Genomic DNA, 25,376 nt, shown 5'->3' on the forward strand with positions numbered 1-25,376 from the left:
CCGCGGTCAGAACGTCGGCGGGGGCGACACCGCCATGGAGGAAGCCACTTTCCTCACCCGCTTCGCCCGCTCCGTGACCGTCGTCCACCGCCGCTCCACCCTGCGCGCCTCTCAGGTCATGCAGAGCCAGGCATTCTCGGACGACAAGATCTCCCTCTCGTTCGACACGGAGATCGCGGAGGTCAAGGACGAGAAGGGCATGCTGGCGGGAGTCGTTCTGCGCGACGTCTTCACCGGCGCCACCCGCGCGTTTGACGTGACCGTCCTGTTCATCGCCATCGGCCACGACCCGCGCACGGAGTTGTTCTAGGGCAAGTCGGAGCTGGACGACGACGGCTACATCACGGTCGCCTCGCCCTCAACCCGCACCAACATCCCCGGCGTCTTCGCCGCCGGGGACGTCGTTGACCACACCTACCGCTTGGCCATCACCGCCGCCGCCAGTGGCTGCCAGACCGCACTCGACGCAGAGCGGTACCTCGCCGCGCTTGCCGACAGCAGGACCGAGAAGGCGTTGACCGTCGCACCGTCCTGACGGACTCGGGCTCCCGGGGCTGCCTCGCTCGTACGTCAAGCTGCCCGGTCATCCCGACTTGACGGTTAGGCGAGATACGTAAATCCCGCGCACTAGTACGACTTTCACCCATACCCTCAAGTCGTGACAACCACCACTGAGGAAGATCAATACCTCAGACGGATCCTTGCACTGCTGGACAGCGCCAGGCCGTACGAGAGCCTCACCCAATCCGATTCCAGGCAGTGGCAGGTACAGCCGGGCAGCGCCCTGGCCGGGGACGACGCCAAGACTGACCCCTACCAGGTGTCGCACAACGCTTGGAACGCTCTGGGCGTGGCCGTCGACCACCTCCACTGCTTCCGCTCCACGTTTGCGGACGACCCGCGGGACAACTCGGTTTCGATCACGCTCCACACCCACGGGCAGTACTCATTGCTGCGAGGCGCTTTCGAGAACAGCGCCCGTGCTGTATGGATGCTCGGGCCCAACCAGCGCCTCGTCCGCGTGCAGCGGCGGCTGTGCATGCAGGCTGCTGAGAACAAGAACTCCGACCGCATGAACGCACTGCTCCAGCAACACCCCAGGCGGCCGCTGGACGTACGGATGCAGCAGCTGACCGACCTCGTCATCAAGGCGGGGACAGACCCGGCCGACGCCAAGAGGGTCCTCAAGCCCGCGACGTACTCGGAAATCGTGCGGGAAGCGGGGACCCTGAATCCCATGGGCTCTGCCGAGGCCGAAATCGTGTGGAGCAGCTGCAGCTCGCTGGCACACGGCGACATCTACGGCACCCTCAGCATCCTGGAGCGCAACATCGTGGGCACCCAGGGACGGGTGAGCCTCGCACAAATCACCAGTTCTCCGAGGGTGCTTTTCTGGGCGACAGACCGCACGGTCGCGATGATGCAGCGCGGCTTCGAGCTCTTCAAGGAACGCATCACCTGTCACCGCTGACCAGCGGCGCACGCACAGAAGCCACTGTCAGCACCGAGGGGAACAATCAACTCATGCGTGACCACCGCAGATTTAGAATGGCCGATGGTGCGGAACTCGTCGGCAGCCAGGGCGACTCGTTCGAGATGCGGGTCAGCATTCCTTCCGATGACAACGGGTTCTTCGGCCGCCAGTGCCCGGAGTGTTCGCTGGTCTTCCGCATGGACGTTCAGCAGTACGAGGCACTGCCCGACAACCTCGCCCTCTGGTGCGTCTACTGCGGACACCACGCAGAGCACTCGGAGTTCATGACCGAGCAGCAACGCGATCGCATCATGCGCGCCGCAGGTGACTTCGCCATGCAGATGGTCAGCCAGGAGTTGGACAAGATGTTCGGCGGGCTCGCACGCAGCTCGCGCGGCAGCAGCATCTCCTTCTCCTACAGGTCGCAACCCTTCTACCCCCGCCCGCTGCCGGGCATCGACGAGGAGCAACTCGTCCGTGTCCGCACCTGCGCGGGATGCCAGAACAACTATGCGGTCTTCGGAGAACACCGATACTGCCCCGTGTGCGGTCAGCTGCCGGCCGCATCGGTCGCCTTCGACGCCCTCCAGGCCGATACTGCCCGCCTGAACGCGTTGGAAGCCCTGCCCACGGACGCGAAGGCACTGCTCCGGGAACAGGGAGTGTTCACGCGCAACTGGGTCGACACCGTAGAGAACGTGGTCGGAGTAGTGGAAGCCTTGGCTTCCTCCCTCTTCCGCGCGGCCGTGCCGAACGCGGCCAGCCTCCTCAACGGCAAGGGGGCTATCTTCCAGCGTCTCGACCACATGGCCGACCTCATCGTCACCGCCGGCTTCCCCGACCTTCGGACCGCTCTCGGCTCGCAAACGTGGCAGCGCCTCCTCGAAACGTGGGCCGCTCGACACGTCTTCACCCATAACGACGGCATCGTGGACGAGAAGTACCTGATCAAGGTGCCTGGTTCATCCGCACAGATCGGGCAGCGTCTCGTACTGACCGAAACCATGTGCCGCAGCGCCCTGAACGATGCCAAGGCCCTGTGCGAAACCCTCGTGGACGTGCTGCGCTAGAGGCGCGCGAGGGCAAATCTAAGTCACATGAGCCTGGGAAACAGCCGACCGACTCGATCAGCTGCCGCACCGTTGTGAGCAGGGCCTCGCCCGGCCGCGGGGTGCCGCGGTTGCGGCAGGAGGGGCGCAGCAGGCCGATGCCCCGGGCGGCGAGGGAGCGGTCGAGTTCGGCGGCGAGGTATCCCTTGTCCGCCACAATCAGCAGGCCGGGCCGGTCGGCCGCCAGGTGCGGTTCTGCGTCAGGGCGGCCAGGACCTGCCGCTCGTCGACTTTCGGGTCGGCCAGGGCCCAGGTGACGGGGAGCACACCAGGTGCAGCTTCAGGCCCCAGTAGAAGCGGGAGTGTGCACGGCAGTATCCGTAGTTGGCCCAGCCGGCCAGCTGGGACCGTTGGACCATCTGGCGGGAGCGGGCACACTCCACGGGTGTGGAGTCCGCGATCCACACCGGGTCCGGCCACAGGTCGGTGTCCGCGGCCAGGGACCGGATGGCCCGCTTCACCAGCTGTCGGCGTACTCGCGTATGCGGCTTTGGCAAGATTTTCGTAGTCGGAGATCATCTCGGCGCGGGGGTCGGCCGGTCCGCGTAGCGAGCATCCTTCGGGTGTGCCCTGTCGAACTTCCCGACCTCTTACCGCACCTGGCGGGAGTACTGATCTACTCGGTGGACGAAATGGGTCCCGAGGTGATGGTCCGGGCCCGTACGAGGGGTGATGCCGCAGCCTGTACGGGCTGCGGAGCGCCGAGCGGGTGGTGTCACAGTCGCTATGTCCGACGGCTCGCCGATGTGTCCCTGGGTGGCCGTCCGGTACTGATCGAGTCGAGCGTACGCCGTCTGTACTGTGAGAAAGCCGCGTGCGGGAAGACGACGTTCGCCGAGCAGGTGCCGGGCTTGACGGTGCGTTATCAGCGGCGCACGCCGCTGCTGCAGCTCGTGGTCGAGGCGGTGGGGGGGCTGCTGGCGGGCCGAGGCGGTGCCCGGATGCTGCGGATCTTGCACGTCACGCTCTCGCGATGCACCGTCCTGTCGCAGTTGATGCGGATGCCGCTGGTGTCGCTGCAGACACCTCGGGTGCTGGGAGTGGACGACTTCGCCCTCTACGGCGACACCTACGGCACCCTCCTCATCGACGCCACCACCCGAATCCCTCTCACCCTCTGGGAAGGACGGGACGCCGAACAGCTCAGCAGCTGGCTTCGCGCACATCCCGGAGTGGAGACCATTTGCCGCGATGGCTCCCTCACCTACCGCCAGGGCATCGCCGACAGCGCCTCCGACGCCGTGCAGGTCAGCGACAAGGAAGGCTGCGAGGCCGGCGCCGTAGCTGCCGGTTCCTTCGAGTGCCCAGCAGCGGCGGCCAGGGACATGCGAGCGGGCGAAGTCGAGAGGGCGCTGGTAGCCGCGGCCGTGGGCCGGTGCGTCGGTGGTCTCCAGGACGGCGCCGATGGGGCTGACGGCTGCTGCGGCGATGGTGTCGCGGTGGGTGTCGACGCCGATGACGCCCTCGACGTGTTCTGCAAGCATGGTCACGCGGTTGTTCTCCTCCGAGACGGATGGCCGTGGGCGGCGTCGGCCTGGGTGGAGTCACCACGTGGCGGAACTGTGATGAGTCACGCCGGAAGGCGGACAAGCTGCTGATCAAGCCAACGGGTGGGCCAGGTCGGCGCCCGTCTCCGGCAGACATCTCGGGGGAACGGCAGTCCCTGACGGGACGCCAGTTATTTTGCGAGTCATGCCGGATCACGAGCGCCGAGCCTGGCAGCAACCCATCCCGGGCCGCAGAAGAACTCTCACAATTATCTTCTTCGCGGTCCTGTAAGAGGGCCGCTGGCCTCCGGGCCCGGCATGACTGTTGCCCCCTGTCGATCGGATGACCTGGGGGGTGGTGTCACCGGGCCCGAGGGGTGCCGTCGGAGACGCTGATCAGAGGTCCGGCCACTGCCCGGTCCGGCGCAATGCCGGCCACCTCGCGGGCGGCAGGTCTGCATAACGTGGATGCGCGCGAACGGCCCCGCCGCCGAGGCCGGCACAGCATCGACGTATGTGGGGGCACGGTGATCGATATCGACGAGACGGGCGTCTTCCTCGGCCTGGATGTCGGCAAGAGCAACCATCACGGCCACGGGCTCACCCCGGCCGGGAAGAAGGTCTTCGACAAGGCCCTGCCGAACGGCGAACTCCAGTTGCGGGGCGTCTTCGACAAGCTCAAGGCCAAATTCGGCACCGTCCTGGTGGTCGTGGACCAGCCCGCCTCCATCGGCGCCCTGCCGCTGACCGTCGCCCGCGACGCCGGCTGCAAGGTCGCCTACCTGCCCGGACTCGCGATGCGCCGGATCGCCGACCGCTACCCGGGTGAGGCCAAGACCGACGCGCGCGACGCGGCTGTCATCGCAGACGCCGCCCGCACCATGCCCCACACCCTGCGCTCCCTCGACCTCACCGACGAGATCACCGCCGAGCTGACCATGCTGGTCGGCTTCGACCAGGACCTGGCCGGCGAGGCCAACCGCACCTCCAACCGTATCCGCGGCCTGCTCACCCAGTTCCACCCCAGCCTCGAACGCGTCCTGGGACCCCGCCTGGACCACCCCGCCATCATCTGGCTCCTGGAGCGCTACGGATCCCCGGCCGCTCTGCGCAAGGCCGGCCGCCGCAAGCTCGTCGAGGTGATACGGCCGAAGACCCCGCGCATGGCCCAGCGCCTTGTCGACGACGTCTTCGACGCCCTCGACGAACAGACCGTCATCGTCCCGGGCACCAGCACCCTGGACGTGATCGTGCACGTACAGTGCGGTCAAGAGGGTGTCTAGCTCGGTCGTCACAACCCGATGCTGGACACCCTGCCCCACATACGGAACTACTCGTCTAGGCCAGGACGTCGACGCGCCCCGAGCACGCCCGCTGAATGGCCTGCAGGTCCGCCCGCGCAGGGCCGGCGCTTCCGCCGTGGACGGCTGTCCGCACCTTCGCCTCGATCTCAGCCACCACCTCGTCGGTGAGGAACGGCAGGCCGATGCGGCGGTAGCCGGTGTCCACGGGCGTGGACAGGCCGAGCTTGACGGCGTCCCATGCCCGCAGCGCCGCCTTCTGCTCGTCGGCGTGGCCGCCGCCCGCCTGCCGCTCGCCGCGCAGCCGCCGGATCCAGGGCTTCGCCGTGCTCGTCGTGCTGCGGCTGCGTGCCTGGTGGAGCTCGTCGAGGTCTCTCAGCAGGGTCTGCGTGTCGGCGTGGATCTGCGTGCACAGCTTCCGCGCCCGGGCGAATGTCTTGTGGGTGACCACCGCGGCGGCCACCACGAGCGTCAGGCCAGTGGAAATCAGAGGCACCGGGTGCGTGGCGACGAACCGTGCCCCCAGGAAGGCCACCACGGCGAAGATGCCGGTCACGTTCGCCAGCGCCCGGAAGACAGCCGCTCGCTGGATACGGCTCGCGAGCCGCTCCAGGACGTGGTCCTTCGGCTCGGCGATCCGAGACAGGATCGTCAGCGCGATGTAGATCAATGCCAGCGAGAGCGCGGCCTGCCGGTAGTTGACCGGCTGCGCCGTGCCGTCGAAGACCTTGACCAGACTGACGATCGGGCCGGGGACCGCGAAGCTCCCGACGATGAACAGGATCACGAAGATTTTGAGGATGCCTTCACGGAGATGGTTCGCCTTCAGGTAGCTGTTCAGGGCTGGCATTCCGGAAAGCGCCACCACCCATCCGCTGATGAAGAGGAACTTGCCGAGCCCCCGCTGGCCGTCCCGGAAGAGCAGGTCGCCGTACATGATGCTCGCGAACCCGAGGGGAAGCAGAGCGAGTTGCCAGTAGGTGCGCACGGTGCGGACCGTTGTCATGAGCCCACTGTGTGAGACCGCACCGGTCGGCCGTGCTGATTTGAGGTAGGCCAGAGGGTTCCGGCGCCGTACGACGGTTGTTGTTCGCTTACCTGCCCGCGCCGCGCTCGGATTGCGCCTGCCGTCAGCCGCTGCTCGGAGACATGCCTGCCCCGACCCGCCCGCGCGTGGGCTTTCGCAGGCCCAGTGACCGGCTGGTGAGTGATTGGCCGACGATTTACTACCACCCCATTGACTGTTCCGCGCCGAACGGCGGTGATCGAACCCGAGGGATCCCGCTGACACCGGTACAGCTCGTCACGACTGCCGATCAGGTATGGGCTCTTTCCCGGATTGCTGCCCGCTGTTTTCAGAGGAGCTGGTGGGGCCGCCCGCCGACAGCCGCGACCTTCCGTGCAGCCAGTTCCACACGGTCTTGGAGTCGGTGCCCAGCCGTGCGGCTAGTGTGATGCGCCAGAAATCCTGAGGGTTAGTCACTACCCTGTTGGCATGTCGCATTCCGGGCCTTCTGCTGTGGCGATCACGTTGTCCGAGGCTGAGCGTGCCGAGTTGGTGCGCCGGACGGAACTGCCGCACCGGCGCTCGGCCGATAAGGCTCGCATCATCCTGGCGTGTGCTGACGGCATGTCGAACGCGGGTGTGGCACGGCTCGTCGGTGTCCAGGCCAAGACGGTCGGCAAGTGGCGTCGGGCGTTCGCCGCCAAGCGGATGGCCGGGCTTGAGGACGCCGGCTGGATTGGCCGGCCGAAGGCCGACCTGGTCCTCGACGATGCTGAGCGCAGACAGCTGCAGCAGTGGGCGCGGCAGGCCAAGACCGCCCAGTTCCTGGCGTTACGGGCCAAGATCGTGCTGCGCTGCGCGGAGGGCGGGACGAACCAGCAGGCTGCGGCCGACCTCGGCATCGACAGGTCGACCGTGGACCGCTGGCGGGCCCGGTTCATCGCCAAACGCCTCGATGGTCTGCAGGACGAGCCGCGCTCGGGCCGGCCGCCTTCGATCCTCCTCGACCGGGTCGAGGAGGTCGTCGTGGCCACCCTGGAGTCGCTCCCGGGCCAGGACACGCACTGGTCACGGACTTCGATGGCCCAGCGCACCGGCCTGTCGAAGTCGACGATCGGGCGGATCTGGAAGCGGTTCGACCTCAAGCCCCACCTGCAGGATGCCTTCAAGCTGTCCACCGATCCGCAGTTCGTCGCCAAGGTCGTCGACGTCGTCGGCCTGTACCATCACCCGCCCGAGAAGGCGGTCGTGCTCTGCGTGGACGAGAAGTCCCAGATCCAGGCGCTGGACCGGTCCCAGCCGGTGCTGCCGATGATGCCTGGCATGCCCGAACGCCGCACCCACGACTGTCTGAGGCACGGCGTCACCAGCCTGTTCGCCGCCTTCGACATCGCCGACGGCACCGTCATATCGGCACTGCACCGCCGCCACCGGGCGATCGAGTTCAAGAAGTACCTGATCCGGATCGACAAAGCGGTGCCCGCCGGGCTCGACGTGCACCTTGTCTGTGACAACTACGCCACCCACAACACCGCCGAGATCAGGACGTGGCTCGGCAAACACCCCCGCTTTCACGTCCACTTCACCCCCACCGGATCCTCCTGGATGAACCAGGTCGAGCGGTGGTTCGGCCTGCTCACCGACAAGCTCATCCGCCGCGGCGTCCACACCTCCGTGAAGGCACTGGAGGACGACATCACCGCATGGATCGACACCTGGAACGAGAACCCGCGGCCCTTCACCTGGACCAAAACGGTCGACGAGATCCTCAACTCCCTCGCCGACTACCTCACCAAAGTCGGAACCACCGGCCAGAAAACAGAGCAGAACTAACCCTCAGGATTTCTGGCGCATCACACTAGGCGATCAGGAGATGCACCGACGGGCCTTCGAGGGCGGAAGTCGGGAGCGCCGGCCGGAGCCACACCTGGTCGAGCACCTTCGGGTTGCTTTCCCGGTGGTTCCGCATGATCCCGTTGGCGACGGCCGCGATGGTGGTCGGCCCCCCGAGCCATACGGTGTGGCTGCCTGGACGCGGTTGCTGGTCGAGAAGGAGGGCGGTCCGGTAGCCCGCGTCCTTGGCGACCCGAAACTGCCCGTCGAGCTTCTTGAGTAGCGGAGCGCGTAGGCCCAGCTCGATCTGGCTTCCAATGGAGGGGTTCGTCGTCATGCTCGTGAAGGCGACTAGCCTCGATCTTTCGCGGGGGTCCGCCGACGGAGTCGGTGGGCCCTCTTGCTTTCCGGAACTGATGCTGGCCAGGCCGGTGGCCCGGCTGTCGCGTCGGGTGGGCGCCGGGTTCCACTGCCCGGGGCGGGTGATGCTGTCGCAGGGACGGTGGGTTGCTGGTCAGCCGGGGTCGGGCAGGAGTGCGAGCCGTTCGAGGGCTGCGGTGATCTCTCTGGTCCAGGGCCAGTGCCGGGCGAGGCGGAGGATTCTGCGGCGTCCGGTGGTGACGAGCTGGCCGGCTGCGGAGAACAGGCGGAACCGCAGGCGGCGGGGTTCCCAGAGTCGGGCCTTGCCGGTGAGGGCGAGCATGGGCATCCAGGCCAGCAGGTCGAGGGCAATCTGGACGATCCCCAGCCAGACCTTGTTCTGGGCGGTGTCGTGCAGGGGCAGGTTGCGCAGGCCGGTGGCCCGGGCAGCCCGGATCCGGTCCTCGGCCCTGGCCCGGAGCCGGTGACGGAGCTCGAGTTCGGCGATCGGTCGGCCGGTGGTGTTGGTCGCGAAGCACGTGATCCGCATGCCGTCTGCGTCCGTGATCCTCAACTGGGCGCCAGGATGGGGCCGTTCCTTTCGGACGATCAGTCGCATGCCCTTGGGCCAGCCGTCCAGGAGCTTGCCGGTGAGCTCGGCGATCCAGGCCCCGTCACGGGTCTCACCGTCGGCCTCGACGGCCGGGGTCCAGGCCGAGGCGGGGACCTTCAGTACGTGTTCGTGGATCGCTTCGGTGACCGTCATGCCGACCGAGTAGGACAGCCATCGTCCTCGTTTCGCGAGCCAGGACACGAAGTCGTGGGTGCCGCCGGCGGAGTCGGTGCGGATCAGCGTCTGCCGCCCTCGCCGGTAGTGCTTGGGCAGTTGGGCGAGGGCGAGTTGGGCGGTGGTGATGTGGTCGGCGGCGGTGTTGGAGCCCGCGTTTCCTGGTCGCAGGAGGGTGGCGACGGGCTCTCCGGTTCCGCCCGGTCCGTGGTCGACGAAGGCCGTCAGGGGGTGATGGCCGTAGGTCTTCTTCCAGGTCGCGGCTGCGTCCTGCTTGTCGGAGTGGGCGATCACGAGGACGCCGTCGAGGTCGACGGTGACCTGTCCATCGGTGTCCGGGGCGTTCTTGCCCGCCAAGAACCAGACATGGCTCCGGACTTCGGCCCGCGCGGACCGGATGGCCTGCAGGGCTTTCTCGCCGGAGGCGGCGAGGGTGTCGATCAGGCGGGAGACGGTCGGGTCGGAGGCGACCGGACCGAAGAAGGCCGGCTCACACCGCAGCATCGCGACGTCCGCGAGGCAGTCCCCGCCCAGTGCGACCGCCATGGCGACGTCCAGGAGGATCTTGCCGGGATCGTGGACGGCCCGCGGCTTCCGCCACGGAGCCAGAGCCTGGGATACGGCCTGGCCAAGGCCCGTCTTGCGGACCGTTTCGACGAGCAGGACCGACCCGGCCTGGGTGACGACCTGGCGGCCGTCGTCCTGGACGCGGACACGGGGGTAGGACCCGATAGGGTGCTTCACCTGGGAAGTGCCTCCGGCGGTGGCAGGAACAAGGACCTAGACAATCCTCATTCTTGCTGGTCAGAGGCACTTTCTGCTTTTCTGACCGCCTACCGGACAGCCCGCTTCATGAAAGCGCGAGGCTAGGGAGACGTCGGGTGTCTCGGTCGGAACCGCGGCGGCAGTCGCGCAGCCGTCGGCGCCCGTGACGAACGCCCCTGTCTGGATGGCTTCTTTCGCCATCTCTATGAGCTTGTTGTAGTAGTCCTCGCCCCACTTCGTGCCGCGCTCGCCGGTCTGCGGCAGGTAGCTGACCGAGATCAGGCAGCCGTGCTCGCGGGCGAGCGCGCCGAGCTTGTCCTTCAGAGCTGTTTCCGCCGCGTTCAGGGCGGGAGTCAGCAGGGGCGGGCGCGACAGTAGGCAGTGGTCGACGGCCCACTCCTCACCGTCGATGGCAAACAGTGCGTCCACGGTGAGCGGATGCTGAGGATCCGCATCCGGGCGCGTAATGATCGTCGCATCGTGGCCCCGTGCCCTGAGTTCGACGCAAAGCGCTTGCAGGGCGACGTCCTCGTGATCCGACTTCTCGTGCATGAACAGATGATCCTCCGGCAGAGGTCATCCGTCACGCGGGTTGCCAGGGGCCCGCCACGCGCACGCCGCGGGGAAGCTGACGCTCGCATGGCCGGAGGGCGGTTCATCGCCGCGAAGCGAAGGGGCGGGGACAACCAACAGCTCGGCAGCCGGTCTCCCTGACCCTTCGAAGAGCCCACCCCTATGCGGCTGGGGACTCCACCGGCGACCGGCAAACCAAGCATGACAGCCGTTGCGAAGATCAGGACGCCGCCCAGGGGGATGAAGCTGCATCAGCGCCTCAGAATGGCGCTTCCGGGATACCGCCCGATGGCATCGCACCCGGCAGTACACCGGCGGGAAGCGGCAAGTTGGTTACCACGAACTGGTTCAGGATGTCGTCGCGGTCCATGAACATGATCTGGCTCCGCTTCGCCGCGTCCAACGCGTTGCCCAGCCAGTTGCGTGCAGCCTTGGTGATCTCCCCGCCAGCCACGATGAACGCATGGTCGACGAGGACGCGCCGGTTGATCTCGGGGTCGAAGACCTCGTGCGCCAGCATCATCAGAGCCTGATTGTGGATCTCAGCGATGTTGGCATTACCCGCCCTGGACTTCCCGGTGGCGTCCAGCTTCCCGCGCTTCACCTGGATGCCGAAGTACAGGAAGTGCTGGGTCGGCAGGGTATAACGCATCCAGATGTCCTTGCCGTACTCCAGCGCCTTGTCCCGGTGCCCGGCCGCAGTGATCCGGTGAAAACCCAGCTGCCGGAACAGTGGCAGCAGCACTTCCTCAATGAGCGCATCCTCACTGCACGTGTCCAAGAACGCGGCAAGTGCTGTGCGTCGCTGCATCTCGGCCACGCTCAGGGGACGATGTGGGTTCTTGGCCAACATCGAGACAGTGTTCGTTCCGATGTGCCGCAGATAGCAGTGCTTGTCCTCCCCGTAGAAAGCTTCGAACCCCTCGCGGGCGAGCGCATTATTCAGCAAGCGCAAGGCATTGGGCCGGTCGAGACCCTCATTGAGGGCATCCGCCGGATTCATCAGGTGGTCGATCACCCGACAGAAGGACTCCGGCGGGTGCGCAGGCCCCTTGTGCGGCTCCGCCAACAATTGTTCCAGCACCCCTGCGACCCAGCGGTGCCGCGTCGAACCGTCGTGCTCCCAATCCATATCGAGTTCCGCGAAGAACTCGGTGATGTAGCTGCTCGAGCGATACGGGAAGTACGCAGGCTCGGCATCAGCTTGCGGATCTGCCGCACCGAGGTTCCCGCAAATGAGGTCGCCAAGCATTTCCAGCGTTCGCTTTCTGAACTTCACGACGCCCTCCCCAGAGCCGCCCCCCAGCCACCGCGTGCGAACCATTGTGCCCTGTCACCGCAGAACGTCCGGCACGTACGACCAAGTCCGGTTTCGTCACGGGTGCAGCATCAACGGTGGCCACGACGTCACACATCCACCGACAGCCGGCATACCACTGGTCCCGCCCGATCAGGGCCCCCACACGACAGAATCCGCCCGAGTTCCCGGCTGGGCAGCGCCGTCTCACGGATCCCCATCTTGGTGGCTGCGATTGCAAATCCAGCGCCCCCGAGCGCATCACAGGAACACGAACTGCATCAGGAGCCGAGCGCGTCATGCGTGCAAGCACGGTCGATCTCGAGACGAAGCCCCACCGGAGTGCTCCGGTGGGGCTTCGTCTCGCGGCTCCGGGCAGAGGCCCGCCAGCGTGCTCCCCGGCGCGGCCTCGCCCTATCACCGGCCTGTCACAGGCGCGTGTCACACGTCTGTCACCAACTACGCCGACTCCCCCGGACCGCGGTGCGTGACCTGCTCTTACGCCCCAACCCTGGACTGACGTGGACGCCCATGGACGGTCTCTACAACCTGTGCCAGGTGGTACCCAGGGAGGGACCCAAGATCAGGACGGGAGCCTCTTCTGGCCCGTCAAAGCGGTATTGCAGGGTGTTCGACGGTGTCTCACTCACGCCTCAGACCCTCTCACGTATCACGGACGCCCCTATAACGCGGGGGCAAGGGAGACCGGTCTGACCAGGTTGAAGACCTCGCGGGCGGCATACCGCTTGAGGCATCGGATGATCTCGCGTCGGGTCTTACCCTCCTGGGTGCGGCGTTCGTAGTACGCCCGGGTGCGCGGGTCGTGGCGCAGGCGGGTGAACACGATGCGGTGCAGGGCGGCGTTCGCCTGCCGGTCGCCGCCATGGTTGAGCCGACGCGAGCTCCGCCGGCCCGAGGAGTACTCGATGGGACTTACTCCGCACAAAGCGGCGAAGGACGCCTCGGTGTTCGGCCGCTCGGGATTGTCTCCCATGGTGATCAGGAGAGTGACGGCACTGTCCGGGCCGATGCCCACCGGTACGAGCAGCTGAGGGGCGTGGGCTTCGACGAGCCGGGTCAGGCGCTGGTTCAGGTCATCGATCTGCCCGGTGAGCTGCTCGATACGCTGGGCCAGCAGGCTCAGGGTGATGCGAGTGGCCTGCGCCACGGCGTCCTCGTCGCACAAGTAGAGGCGCGCGCAGGTGCGGAACAGCTCGCGGTTGCCCAGGCTGGACAGGCGTTCCCGTAGTTCCGGGTCGGCTATGACCAAGACAGCCTTGAGCTGGTTGATCGCCTGGGTACGGGCCTTGACCGCGGAGTCCTTGGCGAGTTTGAACATCCGGACGCTGTGCACAGGACCGTCGCCGGTTTTCGCCCGGGCCCGGGCGCCACCACCGAGCACGGCCCGCGCAGCAGCCTGCGTATCGAGCGGGTCCGACTTCCCGAGCAGACGGCGGGCCGCGCGGTCGGGCCGGTTCACCTCGTACACCTGGACCCGCTGAGCCACCAGGTAACGGGACAAGCCCGCCCCGAAGGTGCCAGTGCCCTCCACACCCGCCCGGCGCACCGTCCCCAGCTTGCGCGCCCAGACGAGCAGCCGACGGTAGCCGGCCATCGTGGCCGGAAAGGACTCGGTGCCCAGGACCTTCCCCAGCGAGGAGACCACGGCGGCAACATGAACCTCACCGTGCGTGTCCACGCCCAGGACGACCTCACCCGGAACGGGAGGATCCGTGCTGGTGGAGGAGGTGCTGCGTTGTCTGGTCGTCATGGTGGTTCGCCTCCCTCGTGGTGACGTGCTGGGTGATTAACACCGGCCTGCTCGGGCGGTCTGAACCGTGATGGCGCCTGAAACTCGGCATGGCCCCTATGGGGACACGCCCTGTGGCTCGGTACCAGCAGGCGCCATCCCGCAACGACAGTCGACAAGCCCGTGACTGGACACTTCGGTCATAGATCTCATGAGTCGGACCCCCGCCCGGGACGGCACTGCGCCACCGTCCCATCGATCCCGGCACAACGGCATGGCTCGATCACTGCCGGATGGCTTCGAACGAACCGGCGCTCAACCTGGCCTGGACGGGCTGACAACGAGCTGACTCTTCGTCCACTCGTGACCGGCATTGACGGACAGCCTTGTGGCCCGCCCTACCAGCGGTCCTTCGTCGACCATGGCCCGAACGGCCAGACGAACGCTCGACAGGGCTGACTCCGAACAGCGCGGCGAAGTACGCCTCGCTGGCCAGGCGTTCCGGGTTGTCCCCCACCGTGTTGATGGCCTCAGGCGGCGATCGTGGTCGGACGGGCGGCGGCGAGATCCCGCGGCTTTTGTCCGTACGTCGTTGACCGCGGCGGTCTGGTACGGGCGAGCCGTGTCCAGCAGGGTGTTGAAGCTGAGACGCCACAAGAGTGGAGTCGACGCGGGCGGCGGCGCCGAGGTGCGTCTCTGCCTGGCGCTCGTGCACCCGGCCGTCTGGGTTCGTCGCGGGCATCGCGGCCTTGGCGGCGACGCCGAGGAGACCGAGGGGCGTCCTGGGGGTGCCGAGGTGTGCGGATGAACTGGGCTCAGTCCTCGTCCTGGGCTCGTCGGTAGAGCTTGGCAATGTCGTCGTCGAAGTACGCGGCGTAGGACACATCGTCCTGGTCGCCGCCGCCCTCATGGCCGCCCAAAACGCCGATGACCGTGCCTGTGTGGTTCTTGGGGTCGTAGTCGGCGAGCCAGGGGCTGCCGCTGGTCCCGTCCTCGAGACCGGTGCACTGGATGCGCAGCTGGGTGTCGCTGAACTTCGTGGTGCGGTTCTGGCACGAGACCGGGGTGTCACGGCTGGTGGGATAGCCGGTGATCTTGACCTTGTTGTCGAAGCCGTGGTTTATGCCGAGGGTGTTGCCACCCAGGACGTCCTGGATGCCCTTGCCGTCCTTCTGACCGAGGACGAGGAAGGCGACGTCGAGGTCTTCGTCCTGCGACGTGGCCCAGCGGTCGTCGACGACCACCTTGCTGACCTTCCACAGCCCGGTGGGTTCGTCGCCGTTGCGGTAGCCGGGGGCGAAGACCAGGTCGTTCAGCGGCTGCCCGGAGTCGGCGTCGAAGGCGCAGTGGGCCGCAGTGATCAGCATGTTCCGGCCACGACTCTGCACCACGCTCGCCGTGCAGAAATGGGCGCCCTGGTCGTCCTTCTCGAAGACCGCGCCGATCCGCGCGTTCTCCTCGGTCCTGCGGGGAGTGTACGCCTTGCCGTCCTCGGCCGGGGCCGTCGCGAAGAGGGCCTGGTCCTGGTCCTGCGGGGACTGGCCCCGCTCGCCAGACTTGCCGAAACCGCTGCGCCCGCTGCTTCTGGCCGCATGAGTCTCCCTCGCGGCGTCGCCCACCACTGCAGCTGCCGCGACGATGACCAGCGTCAGGGGCAAAACGGATTTCCTGGCTAGCGAGTGCACAAGGTCATTATCGACGCGGGCCGGGGATTCGGAAGGTGCTTCACCGGGAGGCTCCCGTCACAGTCCGCCGTCCCCAAGGCACCGGCCCGACAGCCCACACCCCCAAGGACCTGGACACCGACACGCCGAGCTCCATAGCCGCCCGCGCAAGGCGCTGAAGTGAAGGAAAAACCGTGGATCCTTCGCGCAGGAGCTGGCGTGGATGATGCGCGAGGCCGAGGAGAACACGCTTTCTGCTCGACCAAACCGTCTTCTTCAACAGCCTCAGCGCCCCGACCCTTCGACTCGCACGTCAACCACCCCGGCGTCGCGATCACAGCGAGTTCGGGTGACTCCGGTTACGGCGTCTCCTGGCCGGCCTCCTTCCCGTACGTCACCGCCGTGGGCGGCACCTCGCTGAGCAGGGCGTCCAACGCGCGCGGCTGGACCGAGAGCGCCTGGAGCGGCGCCGGCTCGGGCTGCTCGGCGTACGAGGCCAAGCCGTCCTGGCAGCACGACTCCGGATGCGCCAGGCGCACCGTCGCCGATGTGGCCGCAGTCGCCGACCCCAACACCGGGGTGGCGGTCTACGACACGTACAGCAACTGCGGTGGCGGCATCGTGTGCGACGGATGGGTCGAAGTCGGGGGCACCAGGGTCTCCTCGCCGATCATCGCGAGCGTCTACGCACTGGCCGGAAACACCAGCCAGGTCGTTGACGGCTCCTACCCGTACAGCCACACATCGGCGCTCAACGACGTCACTTCGGGCAGCAACGGCTCCTGCGGCGACAGTTACCTGTGCACCGCGGGTCCGGGGTACGACGGGCCCTCCGGCCTCGGCACACCCAACGGCACCAGCGCCTTCTGACGGAGGCGGCCGCCCTCTCGCCGACAAGGGCTGGGCTGGCGCCGCACTACTGCGGCGCCAGCCCAGCCCTTGTCTCGTCGCAGTCCCCCAGCCGATCGAAAACCACACGTTCCATGCCGTGCCCGGCCGGCCGGCCGGATGCGGAGCATGCTCAGCACACTGCCGAGGCAACCGGTGGAGACATCACCCCGTGCGGGCAGTCCCGGACCACACGGCGCAGCCCGTCCATCGCCCGCCCCTTCGCGGCGGCACGGCATGAGATGCAGACCACGAGGGGGAAAGGGCGGCTCTGACGGCCGTCTGCGGTATCGCTCATCTCCGCGTCTCCTCCGCATGGGTGAAAGGGATCCCCTGTTTGCCATCGGCGCAGCCCAACACGCCGTAGCAATCGGCAAGTTGAGGCACTGGCGATTTGACAGCACCCGACCGCACCACAAGTCTATGCTCATGACATCCATTTTCAATACAGGAAGTGGCTAGCCATGCGCGTTGCCTTCGTCGGCAAGGGCGGCAGCGGCAAGACGACCCTGTCAGCCCTCTTCTCCCGTCACCTGGCGCACTCGGGAGCGCCCGTCGTCGCGATCGACGGCGACCTCAACCAGCACCTGGCCCACGCCCTCGGCCTCGACGAGGACGAGGTCTTCGCCGCGCCCCCGCTCAGCGCGCGCACCGGCGAGATCAAGGACTATCTGAGGGGCGCGAACCCGCGGATCCCGTCCCGCGACGCCATGGTCAAGACCACCCCGCCCGGACACGGATCCCGGCTGCTGCGGCTGCTCGGCGACGACGAGATCCACGGCTATCACGTCCAGGAGGTGGGCGGCGTACCGCTCATGGTCACCGGCGCCTTCGACGAGAGCGACCTCGGAGTGGCCTGCTACCACTCCAAGCTCGGCGCGGTCGAGCTGTACCTCAACCACCTGGTGGACGGCCCCGGTGAGTACGTCGTCGTCGACATGACCGCGGGCGCCGACGCCTTCGCCTCCGGCCTGTTCACCCGCTTCGACATGACCTTCCTGGTCGTCGAGCCGACCCGGAAAAGCGTCTCCGTCTACCGCCAGTACCGCGACCACGCAGCCGAGTTCGGCATCCCGGTCGCCGTCGTCGGCAACAAGGTCACCGGCGAGGACGACCTGCTCTTCCTCAAAGAGCACGTCGGCGACGACCTGCTCGCCCACTGCGCGCAGTCCTCCTACGTACGCGCCCAGGAACAGGGCCGCGACCACGGCGGACTTGAACCGCACAACACCCGCGCGCTGGACCGGCTGCGCGCAGCCGTGGACGCCCGCCCCAAGGACTGGGCCGCCTTCCAGAAGCACGCCGTCGAGTTCCACCTGCGCAACGCCACCGCCTGGGCCAACCAGGCCACCGGCCAGGACCTCGCCACTCAGGTCGACCCGGATTTCCGGCACGGCCCCACAGCGCTGACCGCCCCCGCCTGACCCCCACTCCCTCAAGACCAGAACCACAGAACAGGACAGCCCTTCATGTCACTCGACGTCTCCCCGCAGCTGCTCGCCGAAGCCGAGAACGGCGAGGTACGGGAGCAGGACTTCATGGAAACGGTGCGCACCTCCCTGCCCTACGCATACGACCTCATCGCCCGCCTGGCAGAAGAACTGCGGTCCGGCACTGCGGAGTTCGCCGACAACCAGACTCCGCCACCCTCCGAGAAGGAGCGCGGCCAGCTGCTGCGCGCCCTGTCCAGCGACGCCATCCGAGGCAGTCTGGAACGCCACTTCGGCATCGCCCTCGCCTTCCAGAACTGCCACCGCGTCGCGGCCTTCCGCCCCGAGGCGCGCTGCGGCGCCACCCACACCCGCTTCACCTCCCTGCGCGCGCAGATCCTCAACCAGTCACCGGAGTTCCGCGACTGCTGAACCACTGCCGATCGTGACCGCCGACTGCCGGAACCGGCGTTCGGCCGTCAGGCCGGCCACCTCGGCCCCCTCGGCGGCCGTCGCCCACCAGGACACCCGGACCTTGTGAGCGACGGCCGCCAACGCTTGTCCCGGCGGCATCCGCCGCACCCCCTGCCTGCGCAGCCCCCGAGCAGTCGTACGCACGGTCAAAAGATGGCAACGGTTTTCATCTGACATTGATCTGAAAATCATTTCCATCTAGCGTCGAAGTGTCGCCACACGGTCGACGCGTGTCCGCCACGCGCCCGGCAACGCCCGAAGGAGCTCCCGCATGTCCACCGCCCCCGCCTCCCGTTCCGCCCGACCGACCGCGAGGATCGCACTGGTCACCGCGACGGCCGCCCTTACGGCCGTGACGGCGACCGCCTGCTCGACCTCCTCCTCGCACACCAGCAACACGGCCGCGACCGGCAGCGACAGCGGCTCCGGCAAGACGATCCAGGTGGTGGCGGCGGAGAACTTCTGGGGCAGCATCGCCTCCCAGCTCGGCGGCAGCCACGTGAAGGTGACCAGCATCATCAACAACCCGGACACCGACCCTCACGACTACGAGCCCACGGCTGCCGATGCCCGGACCGTGGCCGGCGCCCCGTACACGATCGTCAACGGCATCGGCTACGACGCGTGGGCGGACAAGCTCCTGGCCGCCAATCCCGGCAGCGGGCGCACCGAGCTGAAGGTCGGCGACCTGGTCGGGATCAAGCCGGGCGGCAACCCGCACCGCTGGTACTCCCCGGACAACGTGCACCAGGTCATCGAGAGGATCACCGCCGACTACAAGAAGATCGACCCGGCCGACGCGGCCTACTTCGACCAGCAGAAGAAGACCTTCGAGACGAAGACGCTCGGCGATTACAACAAGCTCATCACCCACATCAAGGCGAAGTACGCGGGCACCCCGATCGGCGCCTCCGAGTCCATCGTCACACCGCTCGCCGAGGGCCTGGGGCTGAAGATGCTGACCCCGGAGACGTTCCTGGACGCCATGAGCGAGGGCTCCGACCCCACGGCCAAGGACAAGGCCACCATCGACCAGCAGATCAAGATCAAGAAGATCAAGATCTACGTCTACAACTCGCAGAACTCCACGCCGGACGTGCAGGCGCAGGTCAAGGAGGCCAAGGCGCAGGGCATCCCGGTCGCCACGGTGACCGAGACCCTCACCCCCGCCGGGGCCTCCTTCCAGCAGTGGCAGACCACCCAGCTGCAGGGCATCGAGCAGGCCCTGGCCAAGGCCACCGGGAAGTGAACTGAAGCCATGAACCCGATAGCGAAGGCCCGCGAAGCCGTCACACACACCAGCGGCCACGCCGTCCCCGGCCGCCGAAGCGGGGGTCACGACACGGCCACAGGAGCAGGAAGCGATCCGGTGGTCGCCCTGCGCGGGGCCGCCGTGCGGGTCGGCGGCCGGACGCTGTGGTCGGGCGTGGACCTTCGCATCGGGGTTGGCGAGTTCACCGCCGTGCTCGGCCCCAACGGCGTCGGCAAGTCCACCATGATCAAGGTCCTGCTGGGTGCCCTGCCCGCGGCGGCCGGCGAGGTCCGGGTGCTCGGCGCCCGGCCCGGGCAGGCCAATGACCGCATCGGCTACCTGCCGCAGCGGCGCAGCTTCGACGCCAATCTACGCATCCGCGGTGTCGATGTGGTGCGCATGGGCCTGGACGGCGACCGATGGGGGGTGCCCCTGCCGTTCCCGAGCGAGCGTCGGCGGGCCGCCCGTGCGCGGGTGGACGAGGTGATCGAGCTGGTCGGGGCGTCGGCGTACGCACACCGGCCCATCGGGCAGTGTTCCGGCGGCGAGCAGCAGCGGCTGCTGATCGCCCAGGCACTGGCCCGAAGGCCCGAACTGCTCCTGCTCGACGAGCCGTTGGACAGCCTCGACCTGCCCAACCAGAGCACCGTCGCGACGCTGATCGGGCGCATCTGCCATCACGAGAGCGTCTCGGTGGTCATGGTCGCCCATGACGTGAACCCGATACTGCACCACCTGAACCGGGTGGTGTACCTGGCCGAGGGCGGAGCCGCCACCGGCACACCGACTGAGGTCATCACCTCCGAGACACTGACCCGGCTGTACGGCACACCGGTCGAGGTCCTGCGGACCTCGGACGGGCGGCTGGTCGTGGTGGGCCAGCCGGAGGCACCGGCCGTGCACACCGACCGGCACGACACCCCGGGGAGCGGTCATGCTGCTGGCTGAGACAGGGGCACCAACCTGGTCGTGGAACCTCCTGACCGACTTCCAGGACATGTGGTCCTACCCCTTCATGGTCAACGCGTTCCGCGCGGGCGCGGTCGTGGCCGTGGTCTCCGCGGTCGTGGGGTGGTTCGTGGTGCTGCGGCGGCAGACGTTCGCCGCGCACACCGTCTCCGCCGTCGCCTTCCCCGGCGCCGCCGGGGCGCTCCTGCTCGGGTTCAGCGCGGTCTACGGCTACTTCGCCCTGTGCGTGGCCTCTGCACTGGTCATCGCGGCCCTGCGGGGCGGTGGTGAGCACGAGGAGTCGGCGCTGACCGGGACCGTGCAGGCGTTCCTGCTCGCGTCCGGGTTCCTGTTCACCGCCCTGTACAGAGGGCTGCTGGAGGGGCCGCAGACCATCCTCTTCGGCACCTTCCTGGGGATCACCTCCTCCCAGGTGACCGTGCTGACGGTGGTCGGTGCGGTGGTGCTCGCGGTGCTGGCGCTGATCGGCCGGCCACTGCTGTTCGCATCCGTCGACCCACAGGTCGCCGACGGGCGCGGGGTGCCGGTGCGCGCCCTGTCGGTGGTCTTCCTCGTCCTGCTCGGTGCGGCCACCGCCGAGGCGAGCCAGATCACCGGGACCCTCCTGGTCTTCGCCCTCATGGTGATCCCGGCCGCCACCGCGCAAGTCCTCACCGCCCGCCCGGCGTTGAGCCTGGCCCTGGCCGTCCTGCTGGCCTTCGCCGCGACCTGGCTGGGGCTGACCGCCGCCTACTACTCGCCCTACCCCCTGGGCTTCTTCGTGACGACCATCGCCTTCGCCGGCTACCTGCTCGCCCTGGCCCGGCGCTCACTGCGCGAGGCACTCGCTCGCACCCGGGCCGGCGCCGCGCCCACTGCCAAGGAAGTGGTCGCATGACCGTCCTGCTCGCCGCCTCCCCGTTGTCCCACCCGTTCTTCCTGCACGCCTTCCTCGCCGGTACTGCCATCGCCGCGGCCTGCGGACTGGTCGGCTACTTCCTGGTCCTGCGGGCCCAGGTCTTCACCGGCGACGCGCTCAGCCATGTCGCCTTCACCGGTGCGATGGCGGCTCTCGCCTTCGGTGCCGACCTTCGCCTCGGGCTGTTCGCCGCCACCATCGCCATGGCGCTGCTCTTCGGCACCCTCGGCCGCAAGGCCCGGCCCGACGACGTGGTCATCGGGAGCGTCTTCTCCTGGATCCTGGGCCTGGGCGCCTTCTTCATCACCCTCTACACCACCTCGCGCAGCACCACGAACGGCACCGCCGGCGTCAGCGTCCTGTTCGGCTCCGTCTTCGGCATCTCCGCCGGCAGCGCAGTCGTCGCCGCCCTGGTGGCCGCCGCGGTCGGTCTGCTGGTGGCCCTCATCGCCCGGCCGCTGCTGTTCGCCACGCTCGACGAGGCCGTGGCCGCCGCCCACGGCGTACCGGTACGGCTGCTCGGGTACGGCTTCCTCGCCCTGGCCGGGATCAGCGCCGGCGAGGCCGCCCAGGCCGTTGGCTCCCTCCTCCTGCTCGGCCTGCTCGCCGCCCCCGCCGGTGCCGCGATCCGGCTCACCGACCGCCCCTACCGTGCGCTCGCTCTCTCCGCCGGCCTGGCGGTGCTGGAGATGTGGGCGGGGCTGTTCGCCTCGTACTCGGTGCCGAAGATGCCGCCGAGCTTCGCCATCATGGCCGCCGCCACAGCTGTCTACGCCGCGACGTTCCTGATACGACGGCCCGCCTCCGATCCTCGTACGCCAACCGCCGTCCCCACCGGCACGTGAGCGAAGGCACCCGATGGCACCCGACCGCCAGTGGACCCCCACCCCGTCGCACGACGTCACGCTGATCGGCCGCCTCACCCAGCAACGCACCGTCGTGGTCGAGGCGCTCATCCGGGCCGACGGCTTCGTCGGCGCCCAGGCCCTCCACAACCGGCTCGCCGCCGCCGGCTCACCGGTCGGCCTCTCCACGGTCTACCGCACGCTGACCGCCCTGGCCTCCGTCGGCCGGGCCGACATGGTGCGCGACACCAGCGGCGAACGCCTCTTCCGCTACCGCCCAGGACCCGAACACCGCCACTACCTCATCTGCACCGACTGCGGCCTGAGCCGGCCTGTCGACTCCGGCCCGGTGGAGGAATGGGCGGACACCATCGCGCAGACCTCCGGGTTCGCGAACGTCCGGCACACGGTGGAGTTGTCCGGGGTGTGCCCGGACTGCGGCCGACGGCGGGCTGCGGACGAGCGCCGGTGAATGCCGGCACCCTCCTTTTCCCGGAGTCTCCGTCAAGGGCAGCAGTCGCACCCCGGAGGACAGCCGCATGCATCCGCCTCGCTTTGGCCGGCGCCCGGCGCGACGGCCGTCGGCGTTGCGCAGCATCCCTGCCCCCGCCACGCGTCGCGCCCCTCCTTCGCCGCGACCGCGGCGATGACCAGGGCTGCGAGCGGATCGGCCCACGACCAGCCGAACACGGCGTTGACGAGGAGGCCCACCAGCAGGACCGCCGACAAATAGGTGCACAGCAGGGTCTGCTTGGAGTCGGCCACGGCCGATGCGGAGCCGAGTTCCCGTCCGGCGCGGCGCTGGGCCGCCGACAGGACCGGCATGACCACGAGCGAGAGGGCAGCCAGCACGATCCCGGCCAGGGAGCGCGTGGCCTCACCTGTGCCAGTCAGGGCCCGTACGGCATCGACGGTGACATAGGCGGCGAGCGCCAAGAACGACAGCGCGATGATCCGCAACGCGGTCTTCTCGCGGGCCTCGCGCACCGCGTGCTCACGGGCGGAGAACTGCCAGGCGACGGTGGCGGCGGAGGAAACCTCGATGACGGAGTCGAGACCGAAACCGATCAGCGCGGTGGACGAAGCCAGGGTCCCGGTCGTGAGGGCGACGGCCGCCTCGACGGCGTTGTAGGTGATGGTCGCGGCGACCAGCAGCCGTATCCGCCGGGCAAGCACACCGCGCCTGGCCGGGTCGGGGCCGAGGGACAGGGACATCTCTGCGCTCACGGTCAGCAGCACCCTTCGGCGTCGGCGTCGGCGCACGTCCGGTCGCCCTCGACGGCGACCACGGCGGTGCGCAGGTCGTTGAGCGCGTGGCCGAGGCGTTCATCGGCGAGTTCGTAGCGGGTGCGGCGGCCGTCGGGGACGGTGACGACCAGGCCGCAGTCGCGCAGGCAGGCCAGGTGGTTGGACAGCCTGGTGCGGGAGATGTCCAGCGCGTCGGCGAGGTCGGCGGGGTAGGCGGGTGCTTCGCGCAGGGCGAGCAGGATGCGGCAGCGGATCGGATCGGCGAGCGCCCGGCCGAACCGGACCAGGACCTCGATGTCGCAGGCAACAGTCAGCATACGGTCAACGGTACATAGATTCCTGAATTCAGGGAATCATGAACTATAACCACTTCGTAATGGTGTTCATTTTCATGTAGCCTGTGCTCGCCATTCCAACGAGGAGGACTCCCATGGCCGTTCCCAAGCGGAAGATGTCCCGCAGCAACACCCGCCACCGCCGCGCCCAGTGGAAGGCGACCACGCCGGCGCTCGTACCGGTAACCGTCGACGGAATGTCATACCTGGTACCGCAGCGGCTGGTGAGGGCGTACGAGCGCGGTCTGCTGCGCCCCGAGGGCTGAGCGTTGATGCCGTCCGATCCCTCCGGCCGACTGCCCGTCACCGTCTTGTCCGGCTTCCTCGGCGCGGGCAAGACCACCCTCCTCAACCACGTCCTCGGCAACCGCGAGGGACTGCGTGTCGCGGTGATCGTCAACGACATGAGCGAGGTCAGCATCGACGCCGCCCTGGTGCGCGGCGGCGAGGCGGCCCTGTCGCGCACCGAGGAACGACTGGTCGAGATGACCAACGGCTGCATCTGCTGCACCCTGCGCGACGACCTGCTTCAGGAGGTCGACCGGCTGGCCCGCGAGGGCCGCTTCGACTACCTGCTCATCGAGTCGTCCGGCATCTCCGAACCCATGCCGGTCGCCGCGACCTTCGCCTTCGCCCGCGACGACGGCGCCACCCTCGGCGACCTCGCCCGCCTGGACACCATGGTCACGGTCGTGGACGCCGCGAACTTCCTGCCCGAGCTGGCAAGCGGCGACGAACTCGTCGAGCGCGGCCTGGACCAGTACGAGGACGACGAACGCACCGTCAGCGACCTGCTGATGGACCAGATCGAGTTCGCCGACGTCATCGTCCTGAACAAGCTCGACCTCGTGGACAAGGCGCCGGCCGACCGGCTGCGGGCGACACTCACCCGCCTCAACCCCGCCGCACGCCTCGTCCCGGCCGTCCACGGCCGCGTGAAGGTGGGCGACGTGCTGGGCACCCGGCTGTTCGACCTGGAACGCGCCCAACAGGCCCCCGGCTGGGTGAGGGAACTCAACGGCGACCACGTACCCGAGACGGAGGAGTACGGCATCTCCTCCACCGTCTTCCGCTCCGAACTACCCTTCAATCCAGCCCGGTTGTGGACGTTCGTGACGGAGGAACTCGACAGCGGCGCGTACGGACAGATCCTGCGTTCCAAGGGCTTCTTCACCCTCTCCAGCCGCCCGCACGTGACGGGCCTGTGGTCACAGGCCGGCTCCGTCGCACGCTTCGAGCCGTCCGCCGCACGCGACACCGAGAGCCCCGAGTGCCAGGAACTGGTCTTCATCGGCACGCACCTGCACGCGGATGCGCTGCGCGCGGCACTGACCGACTGCCTCATGGCCGACGGTGAGAGCCTGCCACCCACGGACCCGTTCCCCACCTGGGACACCTACGGCATCGACGACACCTGCGAGGATGAGCATCCCGAACTCGTCGCGAGCCCCTGAGGACCCCGGGCCGGGCGGCGGACACAGCCACGGCGCCGGTATGGACACCAGGAGCTCCGGATAAATGCGTTGGGCTGACCGGCCCCCGCTGATAGCGTCTGGGCAGCCGTGAGAGAACGCGAGGAGGTGAGACCCATGAAGGCCGTATCCATGTGGGTGCTCTCCCATGTCGTCACG

Annotated in this window: 24 protein-coding genes and 5 pseudogenes; 17 read left to right on the top strand and 12 right to left on the bottom strand. The window is 68.0% G+C overall.

Annotated elements, in window-relative coordinates; all coding sequences use genetic code 11:
* Positions 1-13: 13 nt before the first annotated feature.
* The 3 genes and pseudogenes from AB0L95_RS01170 to AB0L95_RS01180 all read left to right on the top strand — a co-directional run.
* Positions 14-535, top strand: a pseudogene (locus AB0L95_RS01170) (FAD-dependent oxidoreductase); the annotation flags it as partial.
* Between the two features lie 123 nt (positions 536-658).
* Positions 659-1,471 carry a hypothetical protein gene (locus AB0L95_RS01175; RefSeq protein ID WP_365154976.1) on the top strand — a complete coding sequence of 271 codons (813 nt, stop codon included), beginning with the start codon at positions 659-661 and terminating at the stop codon, positions 1,469-1,471.
* 53 nt (positions 1,472-1,524) lie between these two features.
* Entirely contained in the window at positions 1,525-2,544 is a 1,020-nt protein-coding gene (locus tag AB0L95_RS01180; protein WP_365154979.1) for a hypothetical protein, read from the top strand.
* Positions 2,545-2,783: 239 nt separating this feature from the next.
* Here AB0L95_RS01180 and AB0L95_RS01185 read toward each other — a convergent pair whose 3' ends face one another.
* Complete coding sequence (locus AB0L95_RS01185; protein WP_365154982.1) at positions 2,784-3,044, bottom strand: hypothetical protein; 261 nt, start codon at positions 3,042-3,044, stop codon at positions 2,784-2,786.
* Positions 3,045-3,230: 186 nt separating this feature from the next.
* Here AB0L95_RS01185 and AB0L95_RS01190 point away from each other — a divergent pair.
* The 3 genes and pseudogenes from AB0L95_RS01190 to AB0L95_RS01200 all read left to right on the top strand — a co-directional run.
* Positions 3,231-3,380, top strand: a pseudogene (locus AB0L95_RS01190) (transposase family protein); the annotation flags it as partial.
* Positions 3,381-3,434: 54 nt separating this feature from the next.
* Complete coding sequence (locus AB0L95_RS01195; RefSeq protein WP_365156536.1) at positions 3,435-4,181, top strand: hypothetical protein; 747 nt, start codon at positions 3,435-3,437, stop codon at positions 4,179-4,181.
* Between the two features lie 416 nt (positions 4,182-4,597).
* Positions 4,598-5,323 (top strand): annotated as a pseudogene (locus AB0L95_RS01200) (IS110 family transposase); the annotation flags it as partial.
* An 85-nt stretch (positions 5,324-5,408) separates the two neighbouring features.
* Here the strand turns inward: AB0L95_RS01200 and AB0L95_RS01205 are convergent.
* On the bottom strand, positions 5,409-6,308 hold the full coding sequence (locus AB0L95_RS01205) for a hypothetical protein (protein WP_365154984.1): 900 nt from the start codon (positions 6,306-6,308) through the stop codon (positions 5,409-5,411).
* A gap of 558 nt (positions 6,309-6,866) precedes the next feature.
* Between AB0L95_RS01205 and AB0L95_RS01210 the strand changes: the two genes are divergently transcribed.
* The gene (locus AB0L95_RS01210) at positions 6,867-8,210 is read left to right on the top strand and encodes an IS630 family transposase (RefSeq protein WP_365154986.1); all 1,344 of its coding nucleotides are present in this window, start codon (positions 6,867-6,869) and stop codon (positions 8,208-8,210) included.
* Between the two features lie 25 nt (positions 8,211-8,235).
* Here the strand turns inward: AB0L95_RS01210 and AB0L95_RS01215 are convergent, their stop codons facing one another.
* The 7 genes and pseudogenes from AB0L95_RS01215 to AB0L95_RS01245 form a co-directional block, all read right to left on the bottom strand.
* On the bottom strand, positions 8,236-8,547 hold the full coding sequence (locus tag AB0L95_RS01215) for a hypothetical protein (protein WP_365154989.1): 312 nt from the start codon (positions 8,545-8,547) through the stop codon (positions 8,236-8,238).
* A 177-nt stretch (positions 8,548-8,724) separates the two neighbouring features.
* Positions 8,725-10,101, bottom strand: a complete 1,377-nt coding sequence (locus tag AB0L95_RS01220; RefSeq protein ID WP_365154992.1) for an IS1380 family transposase — start codon at positions 10,099-10,101, stop codon at positions 8,725-8,727.
* 60 nt (positions 10,102-10,161) lie between these two features.
* Positions 10,162-10,674, bottom strand: a complete 513-nt coding sequence (locus tag AB0L95_RS01225; RefSeq protein ID WP_365154995.1) for a hypothetical protein — start codon at positions 10,672-10,674, stop codon at positions 10,162-10,164.
* A 280-nt stretch (positions 10,675-10,954) separates the two neighbouring features.
* Positions 10,955-11,974 carry a hypothetical protein gene (locus AB0L95_RS01230; protein ID WP_365154998.1) on the bottom strand — a complete coding sequence of 340 codons (1,020 nt, stop codon included), beginning with the start codon at positions 11,972-11,974 and terminating at the stop codon, positions 10,955-10,957.
* A 700-nt stretch (positions 11,975-12,674) separates the two neighbouring features.
* Entirely contained in the window at positions 12,675-13,763 is a 1,089-nt protein-coding gene (locus AB0L95_RS01235) for an IS110 family transposase (protein ID WP_365155001.1), read from the bottom strand.
* Positions 13,764-14,097: 334 nt separating this feature from the next.
* Positions 14,098-14,274, bottom strand: a pseudogene (locus AB0L95_RS01240) (transposase); the annotation flags it as partial.
* 283 nt (positions 14,275-14,557) lie between these two features.
* Positions 14,558-15,400 (bottom strand): trypsin-like serine protease, encoded by an 843-nt coding sequence (locus tag AB0L95_RS01245; protein WP_365155004.1) that lies wholly within the window; start codon positions 15,398-15,400, stop codon positions 14,558-14,560.
* A 309-nt stretch (positions 15,401-15,709) separates the two neighbouring features.
* Between AB0L95_RS01245 and AB0L95_RS01250 the strand changes: the two are divergent.
* From AB0L95_RS01250 to AB0L95_RS01260, 3 genes and pseudogenes are all read left to right on the top strand, one after another.
* Positions 15,710-16,276: pseudogene (locus AB0L95_RS01250) on the top strand (peptidase S8); the annotation flags it as partial.
* Between the two features lie 482 nt (positions 16,277-16,758).
* A complete protein-coding gene (locus tag AB0L95_RS01255; RefSeq protein WP_365155007.1) occupies positions 16,759-17,718 on the top strand; it encodes an ATP-binding protein in 960 nt (319 codons plus the stop codon).
* A gap of 45 nt (positions 17,719-17,763) precedes the next feature.
* Positions 17,764-18,156 (top strand): SCO5389 family protein, encoded by a 393-nt coding sequence (locus tag AB0L95_RS01260; RefSeq protein ID WP_365155010.1) that lies wholly within the window; start codon positions 17,764-17,766, stop codon positions 18,154-18,156.
* On the opposite strand, the gene AB0L95_RS01265 is transcribed toward AB0L95_RS01260, so the two are convergent.
* A complete protein-coding gene (locus AB0L95_RS01265; protein WP_365155013.1) occupies positions 18,133-18,342 on the bottom strand; it encodes a hypothetical protein in 210 nt (69 codons plus the stop codon). The two genes, AB0L95_RS01260 and AB0L95_RS01265, sit on opposite strands and share 24 nt — an antisense overlap.
* Before the next feature lie 127 nt (positions 18,343-18,469).
* Between AB0L95_RS01265 and AB0L95_RS01270 the strand changes: the two genes are divergently transcribed.
* From AB0L95_RS01270 to AB0L95_RS01290, 5 genes are read left to right on the top strand one after another with little or no spacing between them, the layout of a single operon-like run.
* Positions 18,470-19,447: a zinc ABC transporter substrate-binding protein gene (locus AB0L95_RS01270; protein ID WP_365155015.1), complete on the top strand. Its 978-nt coding sequence runs from the start codon at positions 18,470-18,472 to the stop codon at positions 19,445-19,447.
* Positions 19,448-19,456: 9 nt separating this feature from the next.
* Positions 19,457-20,398, top strand: a complete 942-nt coding sequence (locus tag AB0L95_RS01275) for a metal ABC transporter ATP-binding protein (RefSeq protein WP_365155018.1) — start codon at positions 19,457-19,459, stop codon at positions 20,396-20,398.
* A complete protein-coding gene (locus tag AB0L95_RS01280; RefSeq protein WP_365155021.1) occupies positions 20,385-21,296 on the top strand; it encodes a metal ABC transporter permease in 912 nt (303 codons plus the stop codon). Before AB0L95_RS01275 ends, AB0L95_RS01280 begins: the two co-directional genes overlap by 14 nt.
* Positions 21,293-22,162: a metal ABC transporter permease gene (locus AB0L95_RS01285; protein ID WP_365155024.1), complete on the top strand. Its 870-nt coding sequence runs from the start codon at positions 21,293-21,295 to the stop codon at positions 22,160-22,162. The genes AB0L95_RS01280 and AB0L95_RS01285 overlap by 4 nt, the downstream gene beginning before the upstream one ends.
* 13 nt (positions 22,163-22,175) lie before the next feature.
* Positions 22,176-22,634, top strand: coding sequence for a Fur family transcriptional regulator (locus AB0L95_RS01290; protein ID WP_365155027.1), 459 nt, complete (start codon positions 22,176-22,178; stop codon positions 22,632-22,634).
* 32 nt (positions 22,635-22,666) lie between these two features.
* Here the strand turns inward: AB0L95_RS01290 and AB0L95_RS01295 are convergent, their stop codons facing one another.
* Both AB0L95_RS01295 and AB0L95_RS01300 read right to left on the bottom strand, forming a co-directional pair.
* Positions 22,667-23,377 (bottom strand): cation transporter, encoded by a 711-nt coding sequence (locus AB0L95_RS01295; RefSeq protein WP_365156457.1) that lies wholly within the window; start codon positions 23,375-23,377, stop codon positions 22,667-22,669.
* Between the two features lie 14 nt (positions 23,378-23,391).
* Complete coding sequence (locus AB0L95_RS01300) at positions 23,392-23,727, bottom strand: metalloregulator ArsR/SmtB family transcription factor (protein ID WP_365155029.1); 336 nt, start codon at positions 23,725-23,727, stop codon at positions 23,392-23,394.
* Between the two features lie 113 nt (positions 23,728-23,840).
* On the opposite strand from AB0L95_RS01300, the gene rpmF reads away from it, so the two are divergent.
* Both rpmF and AB0L95_RS01310 read left to right on the top strand, forming a co-directional pair.
* Positions 23,841-24,011 carry a 50S ribosomal protein L32 gene (rpmF, locus tag AB0L95_RS01305; protein WP_365155032.1) on the top strand — a complete coding sequence of 57 codons (171 nt, stop codon included), beginning with the start codon at positions 23,841-23,843 and terminating at the stop codon, positions 24,009-24,011.
* Positions 24,012-24,017: 6 nt separating this feature from the next.
* Entirely contained in the window at positions 24,018-25,199 is a 1,182-nt protein-coding gene (locus tag AB0L95_RS01310; RefSeq protein ID WP_365155035.1) for a GTP-binding protein, read from the top strand.
* The last annotated feature ends 177 nt before the right edge of the window (positions 25,200-25,376 follow it).

It is taken from the genome of Streptomyces sp. NPDC052036 (assembly GCF_040680495.1).
GTDB lineage: Bacteria > Actinomycetota > Actinomycetes > Streptomycetales > Streptomycetaceae > Streptomyces.